This window comes from Edwardsiella piscicida (assembly GCF_001896205.1).
Taxonomy (GTDB): domain Bacteria; phylum Pseudomonadota; class Gammaproteobacteria; order Enterobacterales; family Enterobacteriaceae; genus Edwardsiella; species Edwardsiella piscicida.
This window is the reverse complement of sequence record NZ_MPNU01000001.1, coordinates 407,228-430,448: the sequence shown is the minus strand read 5'-3', so window position 1 is coordinate 430,448 and position 23,221 is coordinate 407,228. Positions and strand designations below refer to the sequence as shown.

Genomic DNA, 23,221 nt, shown 5'->3' with positions numbered 1-23,221 from the left:
TCAATATCACCAAACATTAAAGGTTATGTTATCACCGACCAATGCCGTCATATAATTCAGCAGAGTTATCTTTTTGCTTAATGCATAAACATTAACCTGAACGCCTTCAAGCTCAGGAGGAACCACGGCCTTATCATCAGGTTTAATCTCTACTTTATAATAGCGCTCACCGCCTCTCGCCTCATCATCAGAAAAAGAATCGGCGCTAATTTTAGCAATGTGACCATTTATATTATTTTTATACCCTGGTGAGTTTATAACAATCTTCACCGAGGCATCTGCATATATAAACGGCCTGTATTTTGATAAAATTTTTGCATCAATCACCTTATTTTCATTATTTTTCTTGATCGTCATTACAGGCTGTGAATTTTCAACATAGGATCCTTTATCAAAATTCCGCTCAATACTCAGAACGACGCCATTAATCGGTGATACAACGCTATTTGCTATGATTTTACTTCTTAACAACTCAAGGCGGCCAATATTTTCAAGGCGCTCTCTACGCAGCACCTGAAGCTGATCAGAATTATTATTTAGCTGCTCAAGAACGCTGCTGCGAAACCTGTTGCTGGCCGCCTTCATATCATTCTGCAATGAGAGCAAGCTAATGTCTCCAGATGTTATCTGAGAGATAATCTGACTAACTTCCGATTGATTATTTATAATCTCGATCTCAGGAGCCTTTGCCGATCTCAACAGGCCTCCCTTCCTCTTCAGAAGAAGAACTCGATGATTAAGATCATCCTTTTCCTCCAACATTTTTTGCTCGCGAAGTTTTAGATTATCCTCTTCATTCTTAAGGGAAAAATATTCATTAAGCAACTTAAACGCACTTAACTCCTGTACTGGAATAGAGGTATTCTGGGATGAAAATCCTTTCTCTTTAGAGACATTGCCATCTAATATCATCTTGAGTAATCGCTGATCCTCTTCTAGATTATGGATGCGCGTATCAGCAAACAAGACTAATTCATTCAGGGTCTTCTCTTGATGAAACACCTCAAGATTGGTATAAGAAAATAAAATATCTCCTTGTTTAACTAAAGACCCCGTTTTGAGATCGAACTTATTAATAAACCCTGAGTCAGGACTCACGATAACAAGCTTATCAGCGGCGCCAGTAATAACACCGGTGCCAGGCGTTACAATGTCTATTTTGGCAATGCAGATATAAAAAACAAGCACCAGCATTACACCCAATAAAATCATAAGCTTACGAGAAATTATGCTATCACTCATTTTTATAGGCTTAATAGATTTCCAGTAACCTGCAATAAAGATATTTTATTGATCGTCTCACTAATCTTCATATCCGTAATCCTTCGTTCTAACGAAAAATAATCATACTGGGTATTAAGCATTTCATAATATGAAGATTGTGATATGTTATACTCTTGCTTTTGATTGGCAATAATAATACTTGTCGTATTAAGCTGATCCTCCATTCCTTTTATTTCTTTTTGATTGGAGTTTGACGTCAGCTGCAGTGTCCTGATCTTCGCCATCGACTCTTTATATTTAAAGTCCATGCGTCTTTTCAGCACTTCATATGATTTCATGCCCGTCTGCTTAGCCACTTTCCGATCAAGATCAAACACATTTACCGATACTTGGATACCAGCATAAGAATCATTATCAACGCGCCGCCGGTTATTATAACGCTCTTCAGCAACCAAACTAAGCTGCATTAAATTATCTTGCTGCTGAGCGTTAAACTTTGCCGATTCAGCTTGTTCACCAATAAGCTGATAATCAAGATTGTTATATATTTTCTTTTCATCCGCCTTATAGCTATTAATTTTATTCAGAATAGTATCTGGCAAATAAACTCCCTGCGCGGGGTATTGAATCCCCGTAGACAGCTCTATGTTTGCCTTCAGCAGTTCAATCTCTTTGTTAATGCCCTCCGACTCTGTTTTTATTCTCTGAATAAGCAACTTGGCTTGCTCTACGTCGCTGGCCTTGGCAATGCCTGAAAGATACCGCCCCTCTATTTGGTTATATAAACTAATCGCCTCTCTCTCTAGCTTTTGTGCCTTGAGATCTAAATCACTATAATATTTAATGCCAACAAGATTCTCCATTGTTGACTTGTATAAATTCTCTTTTTCTTTTAACAATCCAAGCTCGGCGCTGCGGATCCGGCTATCCTTCTCTTTAAAGCGTTCAGGAAGCGATGAGCTATAAATAAGTGAATTCACCATCACCTTAGAGTCAAATATCTCCCCGCGCGAGTTATCTGTTTTATACTTACTTTCTGCCGAAACCTTGGGTGAATAATAAAAATTAGTTTGTTTAGAGCGCAGCAACTCAGACTCTAGCTCTAATATTTTAATATGAATCACATCAGACTGGTCATAGACGCTATTAATAAAATCAACGTAATTCTCAGTCGCCTGCTTTGCCTGAGCAAATGGGCTCGCAATAATAGCGCATAGGATAATAGCTAGAGATTTAATTTTCATTTGCAATTACCTTCAATACATCTTTTAACTTATTTTTAAATCTTCCCTGTTCATTAATATAGTTGGCTTGAGAGTCGATAATGTTTTTAAGTTGTTCATGATTTGCATGACTCATTTTCTGAACAAATTCAAAATGTTCCTTAAACAGGTTTGTCTGAGTTGCTTGGACAGCAAGCATTTCATTGATACTCTTAGCATTACTTATCCCTGAATCACAAACATTCTCAAAATGCTCTTTAAACATAACCCGCTGAACATTCATTTGTACGTTAAATTCACTCAGGCGCTCAATGCAGCGTTCAAGTTTATTACCGGTAGAAATGCCATTACCTTCAATACCCGATAAGATCTCTAACATATGACTCGATTTTTCGATATTCTCTTCACCAACTTTTTTTATCGAATGGCCAATGGTTTGTAGGCCTTCTTCAATTTTTCCCAGATGCATCACCATATCCGCACTATTTTTAGCTAACATCTCAGTCAGTTGCGTATTTTCTGGGATAGCGATTAATTTATTGGCAATATTGACATTCACAGACTCAATAACTGATATTCGTTTCAATAACTCCTGCAACTCTAGAGAGCGCGCTCTCTCCGGTTTACTGTCATCTTCCTTTTCCGACTTATAATAGAAAGCCCAAAAGTTCAAGCTAATCAACAGCAAGACTGAAATAGATACGCCCACGATAGAGGTAAGAAAGGCATAAGACATCGCGCCTAACGCTGTTGATATCGATGAAATCATCGCATTCATTTTTGTCGCGAGGTTACCATCGCCCCCCAGTGAACTGGAGATCGCCAATATCATATCGGTAAGTCCTATAAATGTACCAATAAGACCTAATGAGACAGCGATTGACGCGGCAAGCTTTGTCTGTGTTGCCAATAACAAATAATATTTTTTACTTTTCATCCTAAAAATCAGATGACAGAGAAAAATAGCCAGTGGATAAATAAACAATACGGCGCACGCATAAGAAATCTGTGGTGCCAGAAGGAGAGCCTGATTGACCATGTTTTTTACAGCAGGAAAAGCCACATAGCTCAGACCAGATAAGATATAAAACAACAAACCTAACCAATACATTTAATTAGCACTCCAATAGATACACGCCAAGCTATTCCCACACAAGGAAACGTCGCCCTGCTTAAATTTAACCTCGATATCCTTAGGCAATTCCAACTTCGCATATAATTTCAGAAGATTATATGTATTCTTCTCAGAATGACTTGAAATTTTATCAGATATAGCTCCGTAAAATGTTATCACACTATACTTTTGAGAGAGGAAGTCATCGCGAATATCTAAAATATCGGTATCAGAAAGAGAGAGAGCTCCGCTGTAGAAAATAGTCTTTTTACTAAAGTCCACGGTGGAGTCACGGAAACTCAGATTATTACTACGGGATGCAGTAATTACATCAGTAGCAGATATAATAAAGACAACACAGACTAAAATAAGTGCACATAGCGCGCCACTCAATCCATCCACCATCGGTGCTAAATCGTCATCAACGCTACTGTCTTCCATCACCAAATCCAAACAATGAAAATAATCTATGGACATAAAATAACAATAAAATAAAAACAGGGTGAGTATAATAGGCTTGGCTAACAATACTATTGGCTCATTGTTGGTTGGCGCAATTCATTTAATTGTTGATAGGCTGTAGACTTATTCCCCTTTAGATAAATATGACTCAGTTTATCTCCATAACATATTGAATACACACTGACACTGGGAGCGTTGTCCATGACAACAGATAGCAAGAGTGCGACATTAAACAATAACCCCACTGCAAATAATCATATCGATAATGTTAAAGCATTTACAGTAAGTGGCTTTGATTTAGTCATCACCTTTGCCGACGGCCGTGTTTCAACGGTAAAGGATGGGCTGACTGATTTAGTACTTGGAAATATCAAGCTGAGTGATACGACAGGGAGTGAGATCACCCAAAGTCAGGTTATTTCATCCATCAATACCATACAGCTAGGGTTAGATACCGTATACCTTGCTGATAAAATTGAAGATAAAGACAAAAGCACCGAGAGTGAAACCCCTGCACAATTCTCAGAACTTCCCGGTGTAGATGAACCCGCGATAGAAAAAATTCAGCAGGAGAACCTGCAAAAGAAGATCAGTGAATATGACGAGCTTCTCAAAAAACAAGAGGATGCGTTACGCGAAATAGTCAAAGAAAAGGATAAGGTAGAACAGCAAAAGGAAATCATTGATAAAAAGGTGAAATCAACGCTGTCTACAAATTTAAAGCCGCATGAGATGGATGTCCAGGAAGCACCGCCGAAACCGCCTATCCCGCCGGCGCCGCTTTCGTCCTCCTCCTCTTCTGCATCAGAGAACGCATCGGGTAAACAAAATGACGTAGAGGCCAAACCTGCGCTATCCGATCTTCCGCTCTTCATCTCTGGCGCACTCGATGAAAAGTCTGACTCGGGCAAAATCGGTGATGGGCTGACCAATTTAACTACGCCGACCTTCATCGGTAATGCTACGCCGGGCGCAACGGCAACGCTGACGATTAATGGGACCCCCTATCCACTGACGGTTGATAGTGAAGGGAAATGGGCACTACAAATTCAACCGGGGCTTCCCGACGGGGCCTATGATGTGACGCTCAATATCGTCGATGGCAATGGCAAGACCGCCACCACGACGATAAAAATTACCATCGATAGTCAAATTGATGAATTGACCGCCATGTTAGATCCTGATAGCGATAGCGGGGTAGCCAATGACGCAATCACCAATAATTCCAAGCCAATCCTTTTAGGCACAGCGGAGCCCGGCGCAATCATTAAGGTTGTCATCGGCAGCCTCACGCTGACGACCATTACCGACGCCGAGGGAAACTGGTCTGTTTCACCGTCGAGCAACCTGCCTGACGGTAGCTATGACTATATCGTTACAGCCACCGATGAGGCCGGCAATAGCACCACCACACAGAATACATTAACGATCGATACTACGGCCCCAGGCATCGTATTTTCCCTTTCAGCGGCGACGGACTCCGGCATTGCCGGTGATTTTACGACCAATATAACTCAGCCGGTGCTGACCGGATCGACGGAGCCCGGCGCGACGATTATCGTGCGCTTGGGGGGGAACGCCTATGAGATCATCGCCGATCCACAGGGAAACTGGGAGTTAACCATTAACCCGGCACTGGGTGATGGAAATCATGAATTTACTGTTCAGATTACCGATATTGCAGGTAACGTATCCAGTCAAAGCGGAAACCTGACCATTGATACACAAGCGCCGACGATAACGGCATCTCTCTCATCAGACAGCGATTCCGGCAGCAGCCAGACAGATAATATAACCAATAACGCCCATCCGGTATTAACTGGATACACTAAGCCTCTGGCCGTGATCACCATTACCTTTGCCGGTGAGCACTATTCCGTTAAGGCCGATGAAAATGGACACTGGTCCTGGGCCATCCCCGAAAACCTATCATTGGCCGATGGCACGCACCCCTATCAACTGACGGTCTCCGATACGGCCGGAAATAAACTCTCCACGCCTTATCAGGGCGAGTTTACGCTAGACACCAGTCCGCCAGAGCCGCCAACGGCAACTCTGAGCGATGAGAGTAACTCAGGCAGCCTCGATGACATGATAACCAATGTGGCCACCCCAACATTGGTCGGCCAGTCCGAACCCTTGGCGATTATCCACGTAACCATCGATGGGAAGACATATCAGACGCAGGCCAATGAAACGGGAGAATGGCATTTACTCCTAGATACCCTCAGCGATGGCACCCACACCATCACCGTTTCCGCAGAAGATCAGGCCGGTAATATCAGCAAACCGTCGGGAGAAATGACGTTAGTCATTGATACCCGCACGCCTGAGGTCACGGTGACGCTCGCCGAGGGCGATGATAGCGGCAGCAGTCAGAGTGACGGAATTACCGCCGTCAATCAACCAACGTTTCATGGCAGCGCTACGCCGAATACCACGCTGCTCTTCACCATCAATAATCACGCATACCGTATTGAGGTCGGGGCCGATGGCCAGTGGCGTTTACCGATCGATGAACCCTTGGCGGATGATAGCTATCACTACACCATAACCGTTGAAAATGCCGCCGGAAGCACGACCACGATCGACGGTACCCTCGTCATTGATACCACACCGCCGCCGGCTGACGCCGGTCTGGATGAGGCATCTGACAGCGGTCGAGACCCGCAGGACGGCATTACCAATGTGGTCAAACCGACATTGACGGGACATAGCGAACCCGGCGCCCGAGTTGAAATCACCTTTAACGATACTCTCTATAGCCAAACTAGCGACGCTGATGGGATGTGGAGTATCAGCCTGAAGGATTCGCTGAGCGACGGTACCTATACCTACACGGTAAAAACGACGGATAGTGCAGGCAATACCTCGACTGCCGAACATCATTTTACTATCGATACGCTGTCACACGTCGATGCACGGCTTGATTTCACCAGCGCGATCCCCGGGGATAATGACAGTACCACAGACCAAATAAGGCCGAAGCTAAGCGGGAAAGCCGAACCCGGTAGCCTGGTCACCGTGGAGTTCAATGGTCACAGCTATAGTGCCTCCGTTGATGAGCTGGGTAACTGGCAGCTGACGCTGCCGAGCGATGCCGTACCGGGCACCAATAGCTACACGGTAACCGCGGAGGATCTCGCCGGGAATATATCGACCGTGACAGGCCAGTTTACCTATATTCCCTCCGGCAACCAGCCCCCTAAGGTTTCAGCCCAACTGGATCCCGATAGCGACAGCGGGATCCAGGGCGATAGCATCACCAATGTCAAAAAACCCACAATCGTGGGTCAGGCAACGCCCGGCGTTACGATATTACTCACCATTGCCGGCAACAGCTATACGACGATTGCGGCGGCCGATGGCTCATGGTCTATCGATATTTCACAGCCGTTAAACGAAGGCCACAATGGATATACGGTCGTCGCCACCGATCCCAACAGTGGATTATCATCCACCATCAATAACAATATCTTTATTGACTCACTCGCGCCCGGTGCCACGGTTGTATTAACCGATGCAAGCGACAGTTATATTAAAGGGGATATGATCACCTCGGATAGACGTCCCCAGTTTACCGGTAAAACCGAGCCGGGAGCCACCGTCTCCCTCATCATTGATGGTGTGACCTTCACGACGACGGCCGATCAAAACGGCAACTGGCTTTTAGGCCCTTCACATACGCTCCCTAACGGCACGCTAGGCTACACCGTGATCATGACGGATATCGCGGGGAATCAAAACACCACCCAGGGAAACATCACCATTGATAGCTCCGCGCCGCGGATGAACAACGCCGCCCTGAACGAGATCGATGATACCGGGGTACAGGATAGATACTGGACGAATCTGCTTACGCCAACGATTAAAGGCTGGGCCGAACCGGGTGTAAAACTCACCATCAGTATCAATGGAAATATATACGATATTACGGATATCTCGAGTGATGGTACCTGGCGATTCCAGCTACCGCATGGCATCGCCCTGGATAATGGTCTAGAGCAGGAGATTAAATATTGGGTCACCGCGACCGATAGCGCCGGCAACAGCGCCGGCACCGTCGATGCCATTTTTATCGCCAAGCGTAAGCTAACCATTACCGATGGACTCTCCGAAGAGACGGACTCGGATACCAAAGGCGATAAGCTGACCTCGGTCACCAACCCCACGCTGCAGGGAACCATCAGCGGTGGTGCCGCCTCGGACAATCTCCACGGCACCATCACGATCGGCGGCAAAACCTATCCATTGACCATTACCGATGGCGGAACCCATTGGTCTTTCTCCCTGCCGGCCGACGCAGCGCTGAGCTTTGGGGTTCACGAGTACACCCTGACATTGGTGGATAAATTCGGCACGGAAACCACCCACACGGCCACCATTACGCGCACCATGCTCTCGGGGAACCTGGATTTCAATGATGATAGCGGTATTGCCGGCGATAATATCACCAACAACACCGCCCCGGCGCTGAGTGGCAAGGCGACGATCGGATCGACGCTGCGCATCGAGTTTGCCGGACGCGAATACGATATCCCGGTGAATGCCAACGGAATATGGACATTCCCGCTCCCCGGCGCCCCGCTGGCAGAGGGGGAGTACACCTACAAGCTGACGGAGAGCGCGGGGCAAAACACCACCACCTTCAACGGCACCTTTACCGTCGACCTCACCCCACCGGAGGTGAGCGGAGGATTATCGACGCAGGATCAGGCCCCGAACGATCCCAGCGCCTCCACCAACCCTAACCCGACGCTGCAGGGGCACGTCGAGCCTCACCGCGAAGTGACCGTGCTCATTGATGGTAAACGCTTTACCACCACCGCGGATGCCAACGGCTTTTGGTCGATCACCCTGGATAGCAACCTGCAGCCGGGACAATCCTATGAGTACACCATTACCTCCACGGATAGCGCGGGGAACACCGGGCAATATACCGGCACCATCAGCAACGGCCATGTCCAGCCGCCGCTCGTCAGCTTCGGTACCCACGAAGATTACTTAGGAGGCGAGAGCGATAAAGTCAACGAGGTGTTCTATAACACGTCCTCCCCCACCCTTATCGGCCATGGGACGCCAGGCGATACCATTACCCTTTCCGCCCTCACCGAGCATGGCCAGGCCTATACGGCCACCGTTAACGCCGACGGCACATGGAAGATAGACCTGCCGCCGGAGCTCTTTCCCTCCGGCATCCCCGCGCTGGGAGCGACGCACTGGTCGCTGACCGTCACCGATAGCTATGGTATTCAAAACACCTATGTTATCAATATGATCCCCGATGTCACGCCGCCGTCCTTAACCGGCGAACTGGATCCCCTGAGCGACAGTGGGATCGCGGGCGATGGGATTACCAACGTAGACCGCCCCACGTTAAAAGGCACCACGGAACCCGGCTTGAAAGTCACCATCACGCTAGCGGGTCAATCCTATACCGTGAACGCCGATGACTCAGGGCAATGGCAGTTTACGGTTCCACGCGCCCTCGCCGATGGTACCTACGATTACCAGATCGCCACCGTCGATAAAGCGGGCAACAGTGCAACGATATCGGGCAGTGTAACGATAGACAGCGCCAGCCTCGTCTTAAATGGTGGGTTGGATAGTCAGGCCGATCCCAATGTGGTTGATGGATGGACCAATAATCATCATCAGACGCTCAAGGGCATCACCGAGCCTGGCGCCGTCATCGCGATCGTCCTGAATGGCATTTCCTATACGCCGGTCGTGTCGGCCACGGGGGAATGGACGCTGGACTTACCGGATCTGCCGAATGGCCACTATGCCTATACCATTACCGCCACCAATACGGCAGGCACCACCGCCGCGATCAATGGACAGTTCACCATCGACGATCTTCCGCCGACGACCACGGTACGGCTCAGTGCGGCGTCAGACAGCGGCGTATCCGGTGACGCGATCACCAATGTAGACAAACCCACCTTTATCGGACAGACCAAGCCTGGTGCCACCGTCACCCTGCACATCGACGGTCACGACTATACGACGGTCGCCGATCATGCCGGAAACTGGCAAATCACCGTAACCACCCCGCTGGGCGAGGGAGAGCACGACTACAGGGTATCGGTCACGGATCGGTCAGAGAACAGCAGTACCCCCGTCGAGGGGGCGCTCACAATAAAAACCGAGGCGTTGATCGGCCAAGTGACCGGGGGGCTGGATCGAGACAGTGACTCAGGCACTCTGGAGGACAGCATCACCAACAACGCCACCCCCAATTTCTCGGGCTCCGCGCCCGCCGGGGTCACCGTTATTGTCACCATCGAGGGGAAAACCTACCGTACCGTTGCCGATCAGAGCGGCCACTGGAAGCTTGCCGTGACGACGCCCCTGAGTGAAGGCGACCATCCCTACCAGATCGTGATTAAAGATGTCGCCGGTAATCAGTCCGCGCCGCTTACCGGCAGTCTCACCCTGGACCGTGCCTGTCATCTGCAGGTACAAGGATTGGCCAGCGAGAGCGACAGTGGCACGGTGGGGGATGGCATCACCAACAACACCACGCCAACGCTGATCGGACTGAGCGACGCCCATGCGACGATTACGCTGACCATCGCCGGCAATCTGTATACGACGACGGCCGACGCCAGCGGCCAATGGCGCATTCCCCTTACCCATCCCCTGGGCGAGGGGAACCACGACTACCACGTGGTCGCCACCGATAGCGCCGGCAACACCAGCTCGTCCACCGCGCAGGTGACCATTGATACCCAGGCACCATCGGCGCCGGGCGGAGGATTGGCCAGCGAGAGCGACAGTGGCACGGTGGGGGATGGTATCACCAACAACACCACGCCAACGCTGATCGGGCTTAGCAGCGCCCATGCGACGATTACGCTGACCATCGCCGGCAATCTGTATACGACGACGGCCGACGCCAGTGGCCAATGGCGCATTCCCCTTACCCGTCCTCTGGATGAGGGGAGCCACGACTACCACGTGGTCGCTACCGATAACGCCGGCAACACCAGCTCGTCCACCGCGCAGGTGACCATTGATACCCAGGCACCATCGGCGCCGGGCGGAGGATTGTCATCAACGTCGGATAGCGGCACCGTTGGCGACAATATTACAACGGTCACCACGCCGATGTTTAATGGAACCACCGAGCCGAATGCCACGATTGCGCTGACGCTCAATAATCAGACCTATCGCTTCTCTGCCGCGGATGATGGAACCTGGCGCTTTACCCTGCCCGAGAGCGCGGCGCTGAGCGATGGCACCTACCACTATACGCTGCAGGCCAGCGATAAGGCGGGGAATGTATCCGCGCAGACCCAGGGCAGCATCACCATTGACACCCTGGCGCCGGCGGCGCCTGACGGCGGCGCATTGGTGGATCCTGACGGTGACAATATCATCGCGGTGGCCACGCCGGTATTTAATGGAACCACGGAGCCGAATGCCATGATCATGCTGACGCTCAACCAGAAGACCTATCTGATCCCGTCAGACAACCGCGGCGCATGGTATTTTACGCTGCCCGAGAGCGCGTCGCTGAGCGACGGCACCTACCACTACACGCTGCAGGCCAGCGATGTCGCGGGGAATACCTCCGCGCTTACCACCCACACCCTCACCATTGATACCCGTCCCCCTGAGCCTCTGCAGGGAGCGCTGGTGCCCGACGCCGACGGCGGAGCGCTTAGCGAGGGTATCACCCAGCAGAATACGCCGACGTTTTCCGGGAGCGCGGAAGCCCATGCTGAAATATCCCTGTCCATTGACCATAAAGAGTATGTCACGACGGCAGATGATGCCGGGAAGTGGCAACTGACGGTCGATCATCCCCTTACCGATGCCACCTATGACTATACGATTACGGCTAAAGATGCGGCAGGTAACGCAAGTCAGCTGCACCATCAGTTAACCGTCGATACCCTTCCCCCCGCGCAGCCCAATGCGCACGCTGAGGCCAACACCCTCGATGACTCGGTGACCCTAAAAGGTACCGTGGACGCTCAGGAGAGCGTACAGATCACGGTGACGCTGAATGGCCATGACTATCAGGCCAGCATCGACGGTGAAAACTGGCAGGTCGCTCTGCCATCGCAGGAGGTCAAACCGGGCGAGAATCCTTACACCATCACCGCGACCGACGCGGCGGGCAATACGGCGACCGCCAGCGGCACCTTCACCCAGGCAAGCACCAGCGACACGCCGCCGCATACCGATTATCAGGCGCAGGATATGGCGGCGCTGAGCGCAATTGTGACGGATCACATTAACGTTGAGGCGGATCATTATGAGCTATAGAACCGCCGTCACGCCCCGGGCGCAAGCGGCGTAAACGCCGCCTGCGTGTGACGGACAGAGCGTTTGATGTGGGTATATCGACCTCCCCATGCCAAGCGCTCGGTCTCTCATCTCATCGCCCTCGGCGACGGGCCTTAAGGCCAGGGGGCGCCGACATGGCAAAAAAAATCCGGGCCTGTATTCAGGCCCGGATTCGTTTTTTCTCGTGCTGCTTCCGCGGCAACGCCGTGACCACGGCCGGTGAGGGACATGGTCACGATGCGCTGCCCGCTAGGCTAGCAGCGGCGCGCGGCGCATTACATCATGCCGCCCATACCGCCCATGCCACCCATACCGGCAGCACCCAGGTCAGCTTTCTCTTCCTTCGGCAGATCGGTCACCATGCACTCGGTGGTGATCATCAGACCGGCAACAGAGGAAGCGTACTGCAGCGCAGAGCGGGTTACCTTGGTCGGATCCAGGATACCCATATCGATCATGTCGCCGTACTCTTCGGTCGCCGCGTTATAGCCGTAGTTACCTTCGCCGGCCTTCACGTTGTTGGTGACCACTGACGGCTCTTCACCGGCGTTGGCCACGATCTGACGCAGCGGCGCTTCCATCGCGCGCAGTGCAACCTTGATACCGACGTTCTGCTCTTCGTTGATGCCTTTCAGATCAACCAGCTTGGCCGCTACGCGAACCAGCGCCACGCCGCCGCCGGCCACCACGCCTTCTTCCACCGCAGCACGGGTTGCGTGCAGGGCGTCTTCTACGCGTGCTTTCTTCTCTTTCATTTCAACTTCAGTTGCCGCGCCAACCTTGATAACGGCTACGCCGCCCGCCAGTTTAGCCACGCGCTCCTGCAGTTTTTCACGATCGTAGTCAGAGGTCGCTTCTTCGATCTGCTGACGGATCTGAGTAACACGACCCTGAATGGCAGACTCTTCGCCCACGCCATCGATGATAATGGTGGTGTCTTTGTTGATGACCACGCGTTTAGCCTGGCCCAGATCTTCCAGCGTCGCTTTTTCCAGCTCCATACCGATCTCTTCAGAGATAACGGTACCGGCGGTCAGGGTAGCGATATCCTGCAGCATCGCCTTACGACGATCGCCGAAGCCCGGCGCTTTCACCGCAGCCACTTTCACGATACCGCGCATGTTGTTGACCACCAGGGTCGCCAGCGCTTCACCTTCAACGTCTTCGGCGATGATCAGCAGCGGCTTACCGGCTTTAGCAACGGCTTCCAGCACCGGCAGCATTTCGCGGATGTTGGAGATCTTCTTGTCAGCCAGCAGAATGAACGGGCTTTCCAGCTCAACGGCGCCGGTTTCCGGCTTGTTGATGAAGTACGGAGACAGGTAGCCGCGATCGAACTGCATACCTTCAACCACGTCCAGCTCGTCCTGCAGACCGGTGCCTTCTTCAACGGTGATAACGCCTTCTTTACCCACTTTTTCCATGGCTTCAGCGATCAGCTGGCCCACGGTGTCGTCGGCGTTGGCGGAGATGGTCCCTACCTGCGCAATGGCTTTAGAGTCAGAGCACGGTACAGACAGCGCCTTCAGCTCTTCAACGGCAGCGGTCACGGCTTTGTCGATGCCGCGCTTCAGATCCATCGGGTTCATACCCGCAGCCACGGCTTTCAGACCTTCGTTAACGATAGCCTGTGCCAGTACGGTTGCGGTGGTGGTGCCGTCACCGGCGGCGTCATTCGCCTTGGAGGCGACTTCTTTCACCATCTGCGCGCCCATGTTCTCGAACTTGTCTTCCAGTTCGATTTCACGCGCAACGGACACGCCGTCTTTGGTGATGGTCGGAGACCCGAAGGATTTATCCAGGACCACGTTACGGCCTTTCGGACCCAGGGTCACTTTCACTGCGTCTGCCAGAACGTTCACGCCGCGCAGCATTTTTACGCGGGCGTCATTACCAAATTTTACGTCTTTAGCTGCCATTATCTTTGTCCCTTAAATTCGTTCAATTGGATATTGCGAGCGCTATGCGGATGCGGCGATTACGCCTCAACGATGGCCAGAATGTCGCTTTCGGACATGATCAACACTTCTTCATTGTCGATCTTCTCGGCTTTCACGCCATAACCATCGTTGAAAATCACGGTGTCACCGACCTTCACGTCCAGCGGTTTCACGTCGCCATTCTCCAGAATGCGACCATGACCCACGGCGATGACTTCACCACGCGTGGATTTGCCCGCTGCGGAACCGGTCAGAACGATGCCGCCAGCAGACTTGGACTCAACTTCTTTGCGCTTGACGATCACACGGTCATGCAATGGACGAATTTTCATTGATAGCTCTCCTTTGAGAAAGTCCATATCGTTTAGGGTTGAAAGCCAGACACGGGCGATGACGCCACGCTCCGGACTCATGCTTTGCTAGATTGGGGCGCCGCTTCCCACCTTCAAGGGGGCGCGACAAAAAAATTCGCTTTTTTTTAACCTGCGAAAGCCGAAGATGCAACCCAGAAATGACAGCGGCCCGCCGGAAAGGCGGGCCGAGGGGATTCATTTATTATCCAGACGCTGACGATCGTCATCCTTGCGCTCAAACTCACCGTCAAAGGTATGGCCGCCGCCGCCCGGTCCACCGCCCGGTCCGCCGCCATCGCCCGGACCACCGCTGCGGTAGATACGGAAATAAGGAAGCAGCTTCAGCGCCAAGCGCTTCTGCACCGGCGGCAGCATCAGCAGCAGGCCGAGGAAGTCCGTAAAGAACCCCGGCAGCAGCAGCAGCAGACCCGCCATCACCAGCGACACGCTTTTAATCATCTCTGCGGCGGGGCTCTCCCCCATCGCCAGCTTCTGCTGCATCTGCATCAGCGTCTTCATTCCCTGATTACGCACCAGCGATGCACCGAGGCAGGAGGTCAAGATCACCAGCAGCAGCGTCAATGCAACGCCTAAAACGGCAGCGACTTTGATAAAGATCGATATTTCAATATAGACATAAAAAAATATCAGGATAAAGGGCAACCAGCGCAAACGGTGTCTCCTATTTAAACGACTGTTTCATTGTTTACACGAATGTAAATAAAAAACGAGTACTTTAAAAATAAAATTATATTGGAGTCAAAAAAAACGTCCATATAATTCGTATGGTGTTATTTTAATCGCTGTTTTTTCGCTAACTCTTGTTAGTTATTTACATTATCTGTGAGTATTATCACAGATATGAGAATCAAAGGGATAAGATACACCATATAGTGATCTAGGTTCATACTTTTCCCTCCTAGCAGCATATGATCGTGTCCATAAAAGAGAGAACGGTGAATTCTCTCTGTTGTTCCTTAAAGAAAATTAATTTATTAGCTAATTTACTATTCGGCATCAATGAAAGAAGGTTCTCATGTCAAATAACATCCGTATTGAAGAAGATCTATTAGGCACTCGTGAAGTTCCCGCAGACGCTTATTATGGCGTTCACACCCTGCGTGCGATGGAAAACTTCTACATCAGCAACGACAAAATCAGCGATATTCCTGAATTTGTTCGCGGCATGGTTATGGTTAAAAAAGCGGCAGCGCTGGCTAACCGTGAACTGCAGACTATCCCGCGTAAAATTGCTGATACCATCATCCTGGCCTGCGACGAAGTCCTGAACAACGGCAAATGCATGGACCAGTTCCCGGTAGATGTTTTCCAGGGCGGCGCCGGTACCTCCGTTAACATGAACACCAACGAAGTGCTGGCCAACATCGGTCTGGAGCTGCTGGGTCACAAAAAAGGTGAATACCAGTACCTGAACCCGAACGACCACCTGAACAAATGCCAGTCTACCAACGACGCTTACCCGACCGGTTTCCGCATCGCCGTTTACGCTTCCATCATGAAGCTGATCGACGCGATCAAAAACCTGCGTGAAGGCGTTGACCGTAAAGCTGACGAATTCAAAAACATCCTGAAGATGGGCCGTACCCAGCTGCAGGACGCCGTACCGATGACCCTGGGCCAGGAATTCCACGCATTCAGCGTACTGCTGAACGAAGAAGTGAAAAACCTGCAGCGCACCGCTGAACTGCTGCTGGAAGTCAACCTGGGCGCTACCGCTATCGGTACCGGTCTGAACACGCCGGAAGGCTACCAGAAACTGGCCGTGCAGAAGCTGGCAGAAGTCAGCGGCCTGCCGTGTGTACCGGCTGAAGACCTGATCGAAGCCACCTCTGACTGCGGTTCCTACGTGATGGTTCACGGCGCGCTGAAACGCACCGCGGTTAAACTGTCCAAAATCTGTAATGACCTGCGTCTGCTCTCCTCTGGTCCGCGCGCTGGCCTGAACGAAATCAACCTGCCGGAGCTGCAGGCGGGTTCCTCCATCATGCCGGCTAAAGTTAACCCGGTTGTGCCGGAAGTGGTTAACCAGCTGTGCTTCAAAGTCATCGGTAACGACACCTGCGTCACCATGGCAGCAGAAGCCGGTCAGCTGCAGCTGAACGTTATGGAGCCGGTTATCGGCCAGGCTATGTTCGAATCCATCTCTCTGCTGACCAACGGTTGCTACAACCTGCGTGAGAAATGCATCGACGGCATCACTGCCAACAAAGAAACCTGCGAAAAATTCGTCTTCAACTCTATCGGTATCGTTACCTACCTGAACCCGTTCATCGGTCACCACAATGGTGATATCGTAGGTAAAATCTGTGCTGAAACCGGTAAGAGCGTACGCGAAGTTGTGCTGGAGCGCGGCCTGCTGACTGAAGCGCAGCTGGACGACATTTTCTCTGTTGAAAACCTGATGCACCCGGCTTACAAAGCTAAACGCTATACCGATGAAAGCGAAAAATAATTAACGCATCGGATTGTTAAAGGCACGTCTGGTCCCATGGTCAGCCGTGCCTTTTTATTGACAGAGTTGAGAGTAAAACAAGAATTATTATCATTACATTTTAAGGAGAAACACTATGCTAGTTCTAGAACTGGTAATTGTTCTGCTGGCGATTTTCTTGGGGGCCAGACTGGGCGGGATCGGGATCGGCTTCGCCGGTGGTCTTGGGGTATTGGTGCTGGCCGCCATCGGCGTTGCACCGGGTAAAATTCCGTTCGACGTAATCTCTATCATCATGGCCGTTATCGCCGCTATCTCTGCAATGCAGGTTGCCGGTGGTATGGACTACCTGGTTCACCAGACTGAAAAAGTTCTGCGTAAGAACCCGAAATACATCACCATTCTGGCGCCGATCGTCACCTACCTCCTGACCATCTTCGCCGGTACCGGCAACATCTCCCTGTCTGCGCTGCCGGTTATCGCCGAAGTCGCTAAAGAGCAGGGTATCAAACCATGCCGTCCGCTCTCCACCGCCGTGGTATCCGCACAGATCGCCATTACCGCATCACCGATCTCTGCCGCAGTGGTTTACATGTCTTCCGTGATGGAAGGCCACGGTATCAGCTACCTCCATCTGCTGATGGTTGTGCTGCCGTCCACCTTCCTGGCGGTCCTGGTGATGTCTCTGATCGTCTCCTGGTGCTTTGACTCCAAACTGTCCAACGATCCGGTATACCGCAAGCGTCTGGAAGAGGGTCTGATCACGCTGCGCGGCGACAAGCAGATTGAAATCAAAAAAGGCGCACAGACCTCTGTATGGCTGTTCCTGCTGGGCGTTGTTGCCGTGGTGGCCTATGCCATCATCAACAGCCCGAGCCTGGGCCTGGTTGCCAAACCGCTGATGAACACCACCAACGCCATCCTGATCATCATGCTGAGCGTGGCCACCCTGACCACCATCATCTGCCGTGTCGATACCGATAACGTACTGAACTCCAGCACGTTCAAAGCCGGTATGAGCGCCTGTATCTGTATCCTGGGCGTGGCTTGGCTGGGCGATACCTTCGTTTCTGCCAACATCGACTGGATCAAAGAAACCGCCGGTACCGTTATCCAGAATCATCCGTGGCTGCTGGCCGTCATCTTCTTCTTCGCCTCTGCCCTGCTGTACTCTCAGGCCGCTACCGCGAAGGCGCTGATGCCGATGGCCCTGGCCCTGAACGTCTCTCCGCTGACCGCCGTTGCCTCCTTCGCCGCGGTGTCTGGCCTGTTCATCCTGCCGACCTACCCGACGCTGGTCGCCGCAGTACAGATGGATGACACCGGTACAACCCGCATCGGTAAACTGGTCTTTAACCACCCGTTCTTCATCCCGGGTACCCTGGGTGTGGCCCTGTCAGTTTGCTTCGGCTTCCTGCTGGGCAGCGTTATGCTGTAATCTCGCACACATCACGTTAACGGGGCGCACTGCGCCCCGTTGTCATTTTTGCGCCCGTTTGCGCCTGACAAGCCCGCCCCCCTCACGGTATAGTGTCGAAATCATCATCAACACTGGCAACGCCGCGAGGTCCACTATGTCCCAGACCGTGACTCCCTTTACCGCCGCTGCGGCGGTTCCCGTTGACCACAGCGATGCCGTCGTGGTTCTGTGCACTGCGCCGGACGAAGCCTGCGCGCAGGAGCTTGCCGCCGCCCTGCTCGGCGAAAAGCTGGCGGCCTGCGTGACCCTGATCCCCGGCGCCACCTCCCTCTACTACTGGGAAGGAAAGCTTGAGCAAGAGTATGAAGTACAGATGATCATCAAAAGCGAACGGCGCCATCAGCAGGCCCTGCTCGCCTATCTGAAACATCAGCATCCTTACCAAACGCCGGAGCTACTGGTCATTCCGGTGCAGGCAGGAGATCAAGACTACCTATCATGGCTCAACGCATCTTTGCGCTGATTGCGCTGTTTATTACGACCCTGCTGCCCGCCCAGGCCTCCCTGTTCGGCGAGCAGCCTCGCTTTGTTCCGGTCAATCAGGCCTTTGCCTTTGACTTTCAGCAACGGGGCGAGCATCTGACGCTGCGCTGGCAGATCCAGCCCGGCTATTACCTGTACCGTCAACAGATCCGGATTACGCCCCATCAGGCCCAGCTAGGTCCTTGGCAGCTGCCGCCGGGGATCCCCCATCACGACGAGTTTCAGGGGGAGACCGCCATCTTCCGCGACGGCCTCAGCCTGACGCTGCCCCTGCTCAGCGCCGCGGCGGGGGGCGAGATAAGCGTCACCTACCAGGGCTGCGCCGCCGCGGGCTTCTGCTACCCGCCGGAGACGCGGCGCATTCCCCTTGAGGCGATAACCGCGACCGCCGGCGCCTTACCGTCCCCCGGCGCGGCGACGGCGGCGGCGAACACGGAGCACGCGCCAACGCTGCCCTTTCCGGCGCTGTGGGCGCTGCTGATCGGCATCGGCATCGCCTTTACCCCCTGCGTCCTGCCGATGTACCCCTTGATATCCGCGCTGATCCTGGGCCAGAAACAGCGCCACGGCTGGGGGCATACCGCCCTGCTGGCGCTGGTCTATGTACAGGGAATGGCCATCACCTACACCGTGCTGGGCATGGTGGTGGCCGCCGCCGGGCTGCGCTTCCAGGCCGCGTTTCAGCACCCCTACGTGCTGATCGGCCTCTCGCTGCTGTTTATCCTGCTGGCGCTCTCCATGTTCGGGGCGTTCACCCTGCAGCTGCCCGCTTCGCTGCAAACCCGGCTGACGCTATGGAGCAACCGCCAGCGCAGCGGGTCGCTGCTCGGCGTCTTCGTGATGGGCGCCCTCGCCGGTCTGATCTGCTCTCCCTGCACCACCGCGCCCCTCAGCGCCATTCTGCTGTATATCGCCCAAAGCGGTAACCTGTGGGTCGGCGGCGGTACGCTCTACCTCTACGCGCTAGGCATGGGGATCCCGCTTATCGCGGTCACGCTGTTTGGTAACCGGCTGCTGCCGCGCAGCGGGCCGTGGATGCAGCATGTGAAAGAGGGATTTGGCTTTGTGATCCTGGCGCTGCCGGTCTTTCTGCTGGAGCGTATACTGGGCGAAGCCTGGGGCATGAGACTGTGGAGCCTGCTTGGCATCGCCTTCTTCCTGTGGGGATTCAGCCTCTCCCTGCACGCACGCCGCCGCGGTACCCGCCTTTGGCAGATCCTGCTGCTGGGCGCCGCGCTGATCTGCGCCCGCCCGCTGCAGGATTGGGTCTTCGACGGTGCGCCGCGCGCCAGCACCGGCGTCAGTGAAACCCTGGCGTTCCAGCCTATCGACTCCCCACAGCAGCTGGCTCAGGCGCTGGCGCAGGCCAAGGCCCGCAGGCAGCCGGTGATGCTGGACTTCTATGCCGACTGGTGCACCGCCTGCAAAGAGTTTGAGAAATATACCTTCAGCAATGATGCTGTGCGTAGCCAGCTGGCGGGCACCCTGCTATTGCAGGCAAACGTGACCGCCAATACCGAGCAGCACGCCCAGCTGCTGCAGCAGCTTAACGTACTGGGACTGCCGTCGATCCTGTTTTTCACTCCCGATGGACAGCCGTTAGACAACGCACGCGTCACCGGTTTTATGGACGCCGAGCGTTTTCTGGCGCACCTGCGGCAGCTGCCGCAGGCGCAGTAACGGGCGACGCCCTTCATCATGAGGAGAACCGAATGCAACGGGAGCACATCCTGACGCAGGCGCTGCGGCGCCTGGAGCAACATGGTCTGGCCGGCGCCACGCTGCCCGCCCTGATCGATAGCGAAACGCTGCCCCTCGATCAGGCGCGCCGCTACTGGCCAGACAGCGAGGCCCTGCTGTACGACTGTCTGCGTTTTCACGGCCAGCAGATCGATACCTGGCGCCGACAGCTCCTGCTAAATGACACCCTGAGCCACGATGACAAAATCCTGGCCCGCTATCCGGTGCTGGCAGAGCATGTCGAGCAGGGGCGTTTCCCCGGCTGTCTGTTTATTTCGGCCTGCATCCAGTACCCCGCCGCCGACCACCCGATCCATCAGCTGGCGTCTCGGCAAAAGCAGGCGTCGTTTGATTTTACGCTGCACCTGCTGCAGGAGAGTGAGATTGGCGATGCCTCACTGGTCGCACACCAGATGGAGCTGGTGCAGGAGGGATGTCTGAACCGGCTGCTGGTCAGCCGCCGACGTGAGGATGTCGATATCGCACTGCATCTGGCGCAGGACATCCTGCACATCGCCCACTGCCGACGGCATGACGCCCTGAGCTAAGCCGCGTAAAATACAAATATCCCCCGGCACCGTCGGGGGTTCACGACACAAAAAAGCCACCTCTCTAGGAGGTGGCATACACAACACACTACGGAAACCGCGGGCGATTATTTGCCGTCGACCAGCGTTACGCTGTCGGTAATAATCCCTTCTTCAGCGCCCTTCAGCGCCAGGTTAGCCTCATAGTACTTGCCCGCCTTCAGCAGGCTCTGCGCATGAGCGACGGCCTGACGGGTCTGCTTCAGCGGCATCAGATACTGCGTTTCGGTAATCCCCACGCCGGCTAAGCGCAGCTCTTCCAGCGCGCCCTTACGATCGCCCTTGCTCAGCTTTTCGTTCGCCTTGGCGATCGCCTTCTGTTTCTCCGGCGTCGCCACAAAGTCTTCAGACAGCGCAATCGACGCGTTGATGATCACATAGTTATCACCGGCCAGCGGCGCCTTTTTATCCGACTTGATAAAGGACTTCCAGTCGGTGCTATCGTCGGCCAGCAGACCCGCAGACTGATCGGTCAGCTTGGTCGCAACATCCGGATAGCCGCGGAACAGCGCAACGCGCGCATACTGCATATCACGCATTGCCGTAAAGCCCTGCTGAGCCACTTTAGCCACATCCTGCACCTGTTGGGCAGACAAACCGGCGGCGGCTGCAGCGGCGCTCGCTGGCGCGGTCGGCGCGGCGTCGGCCGCCCAGGTAAAGGTAGAAAACATCGCCAGAGAAAGAGCAGTTGCTGTCAAAATACGTTTCATAATCTTGGCCCGTTTATCCCATACTGGTTAAATCGTTAACTCGCTCGTTGCAGCGGAGGCGCTATACACTTTCCTCCCGCTGACCCATTTAGTTATAGACGCCGACCAAGTCATGTCAATTGCATCACCTCCCCTGCCATTCAGCGGCAAAAAAAGCGCACACTCCCCGGCCTGCACCGCGTACAGCGCGGGTCCAAAATTTAATCTTCATTACATAGATAAATAACCTAATGTTTTAAATCATATTATTTATTTCTAGCGTTAACAGAATAGCGCGCTTAGCTACCCCTGCGGCGCTAGCACCGCGTTCAACGTCTGCGTTGATATCGCCATTAGCCTGAAAAACAGCGATTCCAGATACCCCAGAGACAAAAGCTGACAAAACGGCGGCGAGCACAATGTACGACGCCCGTAGCCAAGCCCCCGATAAGGCGCTGACAACGAGGCGCCGCGGCTCTCGCCTGGCCGTGGGGGAAACGCTGATTTTATCTCCAGATGAACTGCCAGGCCGATAAAATCGTTGACGCGCCGGGCGCAATACGGTTTAATGCGCCCCGTTGCCCGGATAGCTCAGTCGGTAGAGCAGGGGATTGAAAATCCCCGTGTCCTTGGTTCGATTCCGAGTCCGGGCACCACTTCTTCTGAAAACCCTGCCTTATGGCGGGGTTTTTGCTTTTTGAATCGGGAGATTGCTGGCATCCCTGTCGTTAGCATCTTCACCCTTCTCCGGTCCCACGTCCCAGCAGTACCGAATAAGCCTCACGATAAAGCCCAGCAAAGACCGAAACGGCAGCAGATGACATCTGAAGCGTGGTTTTCCAGGCGCGATACCCCACTATCGGCAAAGGCGAGCTTAAGCGTGACCGTGAAACGGAACACCTTGAAGAGGCAAAATCCCCGGGAGCCTCGTCATGAAGATCGCGCGAGTCTCCGGCTGTGGGCCCATGCCCCGACCTCGTGGTAGGGGCAAGGACCCACAGACGCTATAGCGCGCTGATAATCAGGTAGATCACGGCGGCTAGCGCCATGCTGCCTCCCAGCAGCAGCAGGGCGATCGCCCAGCCGAGATTTATCCGCCGCGTTTTTTTATGCAACGCCGGCGCCTGCCGCTTTAACTGCCACATCCTTTGCTCCTTATCCCGTAGACGCTTC

General features: G+C 53.3%; 15 protein-coding genes and 1 tRNA gene. 7 read left to right on the top strand and 9 right to left on the bottom strand.

The genetic code is table 11. The features are described 5' to 3' along the window. Window positions 1-6 precede the first annotated feature (6 nt). From BRD58_RS01855 to BRD58_RS01840, 4 genes are read right to left on the bottom strand one after another with little or no spacing between them, the layout of a single operon-like run. A complete protein-coding gene (locus tag BRD58_RS01855) occupies window positions 7-1,242 on the bottom strand; it encodes an HlyD family efflux transporter periplasmic adaptor subunit (protein WP_014524164.1) in 1,236 nt (411 codons plus the stop codon). 2 nt (window positions 1,243-1,244) lie between these two features. Next, on the bottom strand, window positions 1,245-2,468 hold the full coding sequence (locus BRD58_RS01850) for a TolC family protein (protein ID WP_073381480.1): 1,224 nt from the start codon (window positions 2,466-2,468) through the stop codon (window positions 1,245-1,247). Next, window positions 2,458-3,558, bottom strand: a complete 1,101-nt coding sequence (locus tag BRD58_RS01845) for a hypothetical protein (protein WP_073381479.1) — start codon at window positions 3,556-3,558, stop codon at window positions 2,458-2,460. The genes BRD58_RS01850 and BRD58_RS01845 overlap by 11 nt, the downstream gene beginning before the upstream one ends. Continuing rightward, window positions 3,559-4,002, bottom strand: a complete 444-nt coding sequence (locus BRD58_RS01840) for a hypothetical protein (RefSeq protein ID WP_015460776.1) — start codon at window positions 4,000-4,002, stop codon at window positions 3,559-3,561. Between the two features lie 222 nt (window positions 4,003-4,224). Between BRD58_RS01840 and BRD58_RS01835 the strand changes: the two genes are divergently transcribed. Further along, complete coding sequence (locus BRD58_RS01835; RefSeq protein ID WP_073381478.1) at window positions 4,225-12,303, top strand: Ig-like domain-containing protein; 8,079 nt, start codon at window positions 4,225-4,227, stop codon at window positions 12,301-12,303. 296 nt (window positions 12,304-12,599) lie between these two features. On the opposite strand, the gene groL is transcribed toward BRD58_RS01835, so the two are convergent. The 3 genes from groL to BRD58_RS01820 all read right to left on the bottom strand — a co-directional run bounded on the left by groL (window position 12,600) and on the right by BRD58_RS01820 (window position 15,289). After that, window positions 12,600-14,243, bottom strand: a complete 1,644-nt coding sequence (gene groL, locus BRD58_RS01830) for a chaperonin GroEL (protein WP_012847190.1) — start codon at window positions 14,241-14,243, stop codon at window positions 12,600-12,602. 59 nt (window positions 14,244-14,302) lie between these two features. Beyond that, window positions 14,303-14,596 carry a co-chaperone GroES gene (locus BRD58_RS01825; protein ID WP_005296032.1) on the bottom strand — a complete coding sequence of 98 codons (294 nt, stop codon included), beginning with the start codon at window positions 14,594-14,596 and terminating at the stop codon, window positions 14,303-14,305. 216 nt (window positions 14,597-14,812) lie between these two features. Beyond that, window positions 14,813-15,289: an FxsA family protein gene (locus BRD58_RS01820; RefSeq protein WP_012847189.1), complete on the bottom strand. Its 477-nt coding sequence runs from the start codon at window positions 15,287-15,289 to the stop codon at window positions 14,813-14,815. A 364-nt stretch (window positions 15,290-15,653) separates the two neighbouring features. Between BRD58_RS01820 and aspA the strand changes: the two genes are divergently transcribed. The 5 genes from aspA to dicD all read left to right on the top strand — a co-directional run bounded on the left by aspA (window position 15,654) and on the right by dicD (window position 21,320). Beyond that, on the top strand, window positions 15,654-17,090 hold the full coding sequence (aspA, locus tag BRD58_RS01815) for an aspartate ammonia-lyase (protein WP_012847188.1): 1,437 nt from the start codon (window positions 15,654-15,656) through the stop codon (window positions 17,088-17,090). Between the two features lie 115 nt (window positions 17,091-17,205). Beyond that, a complete protein-coding gene (locus BRD58_RS01810; protein WP_012847187.1) occupies window positions 17,206-18,507 on the top strand; it encodes an anaerobic C4-dicarboxylate transporter in 1,302 nt (433 codons plus the stop codon). A gap of 136 nt (window positions 18,508-18,643) precedes the next feature. Beyond that, window positions 18,644-19,012: a divalent cation tolerance protein CutA gene (cutA, locus tag BRD58_RS01805; protein WP_012847186.1), complete on the top strand. Its 369-nt coding sequence runs from the start codon at window positions 18,644-18,646 to the stop codon at window positions 19,010-19,012. Continuing rightward, window positions 18,988-20,712 carry a protein-disulfide reductase DsbD gene (locus BRD58_RS01800; RefSeq protein WP_073381476.1) on the top strand — a complete coding sequence of 575 codons (1,725 nt, stop codon included), beginning with the start codon at window positions 18,988-18,990 and terminating at the stop codon, window positions 20,710-20,712. The genes cutA and BRD58_RS01800 overlap by 25 nt, the downstream gene beginning before the upstream one ends. Before the next feature lie 32 nt (window positions 20,713-20,744). Continuing rightward, window positions 20,745-21,320, top strand: coding sequence for a division control transcriptional repressor DicD (gene dicD, locus BRD58_RS01795; protein WP_073381475.1), 576 nt, complete (start codon window positions 20,745-20,747; stop codon window positions 21,318-21,320). A 107-nt stretch (window positions 21,321-21,427) separates the two neighbouring features. Here dicD and BRD58_RS01790 read toward each other — a convergent pair whose 3' ends face one another. Then, window positions 21,428-22,069 (bottom strand): YfdX family protein, encoded by a 642-nt coding sequence (locus BRD58_RS01790; protein ID WP_012847183.1) that lies wholly within the window; start codon window positions 22,067-22,069, stop codon window positions 21,428-21,430. Between the two features lie 559 nt (window positions 22,070-22,628). Here BRD58_RS01790 and BRD58_RS01785 point away from each other — a divergent pair. Then, window positions 22,629-22,704 (top strand) — tRNA-Phe (locus tag BRD58_RS01785). Between the two features lie 348 nt (window positions 22,705-23,052). Here BRD58_RS01785 and BRD58_RS18065 read toward each other — a convergent pair. Then, complete coding sequence (locus BRD58_RS18065; RefSeq protein WP_012847180.1) at window positions 23,053-23,193, bottom strand: hypothetical protein; 141 nt, start codon at window positions 23,191-23,193, stop codon at window positions 23,053-23,055. Between the last annotated feature and the right edge of the window lie 28 nt (window positions 23,194-23,221).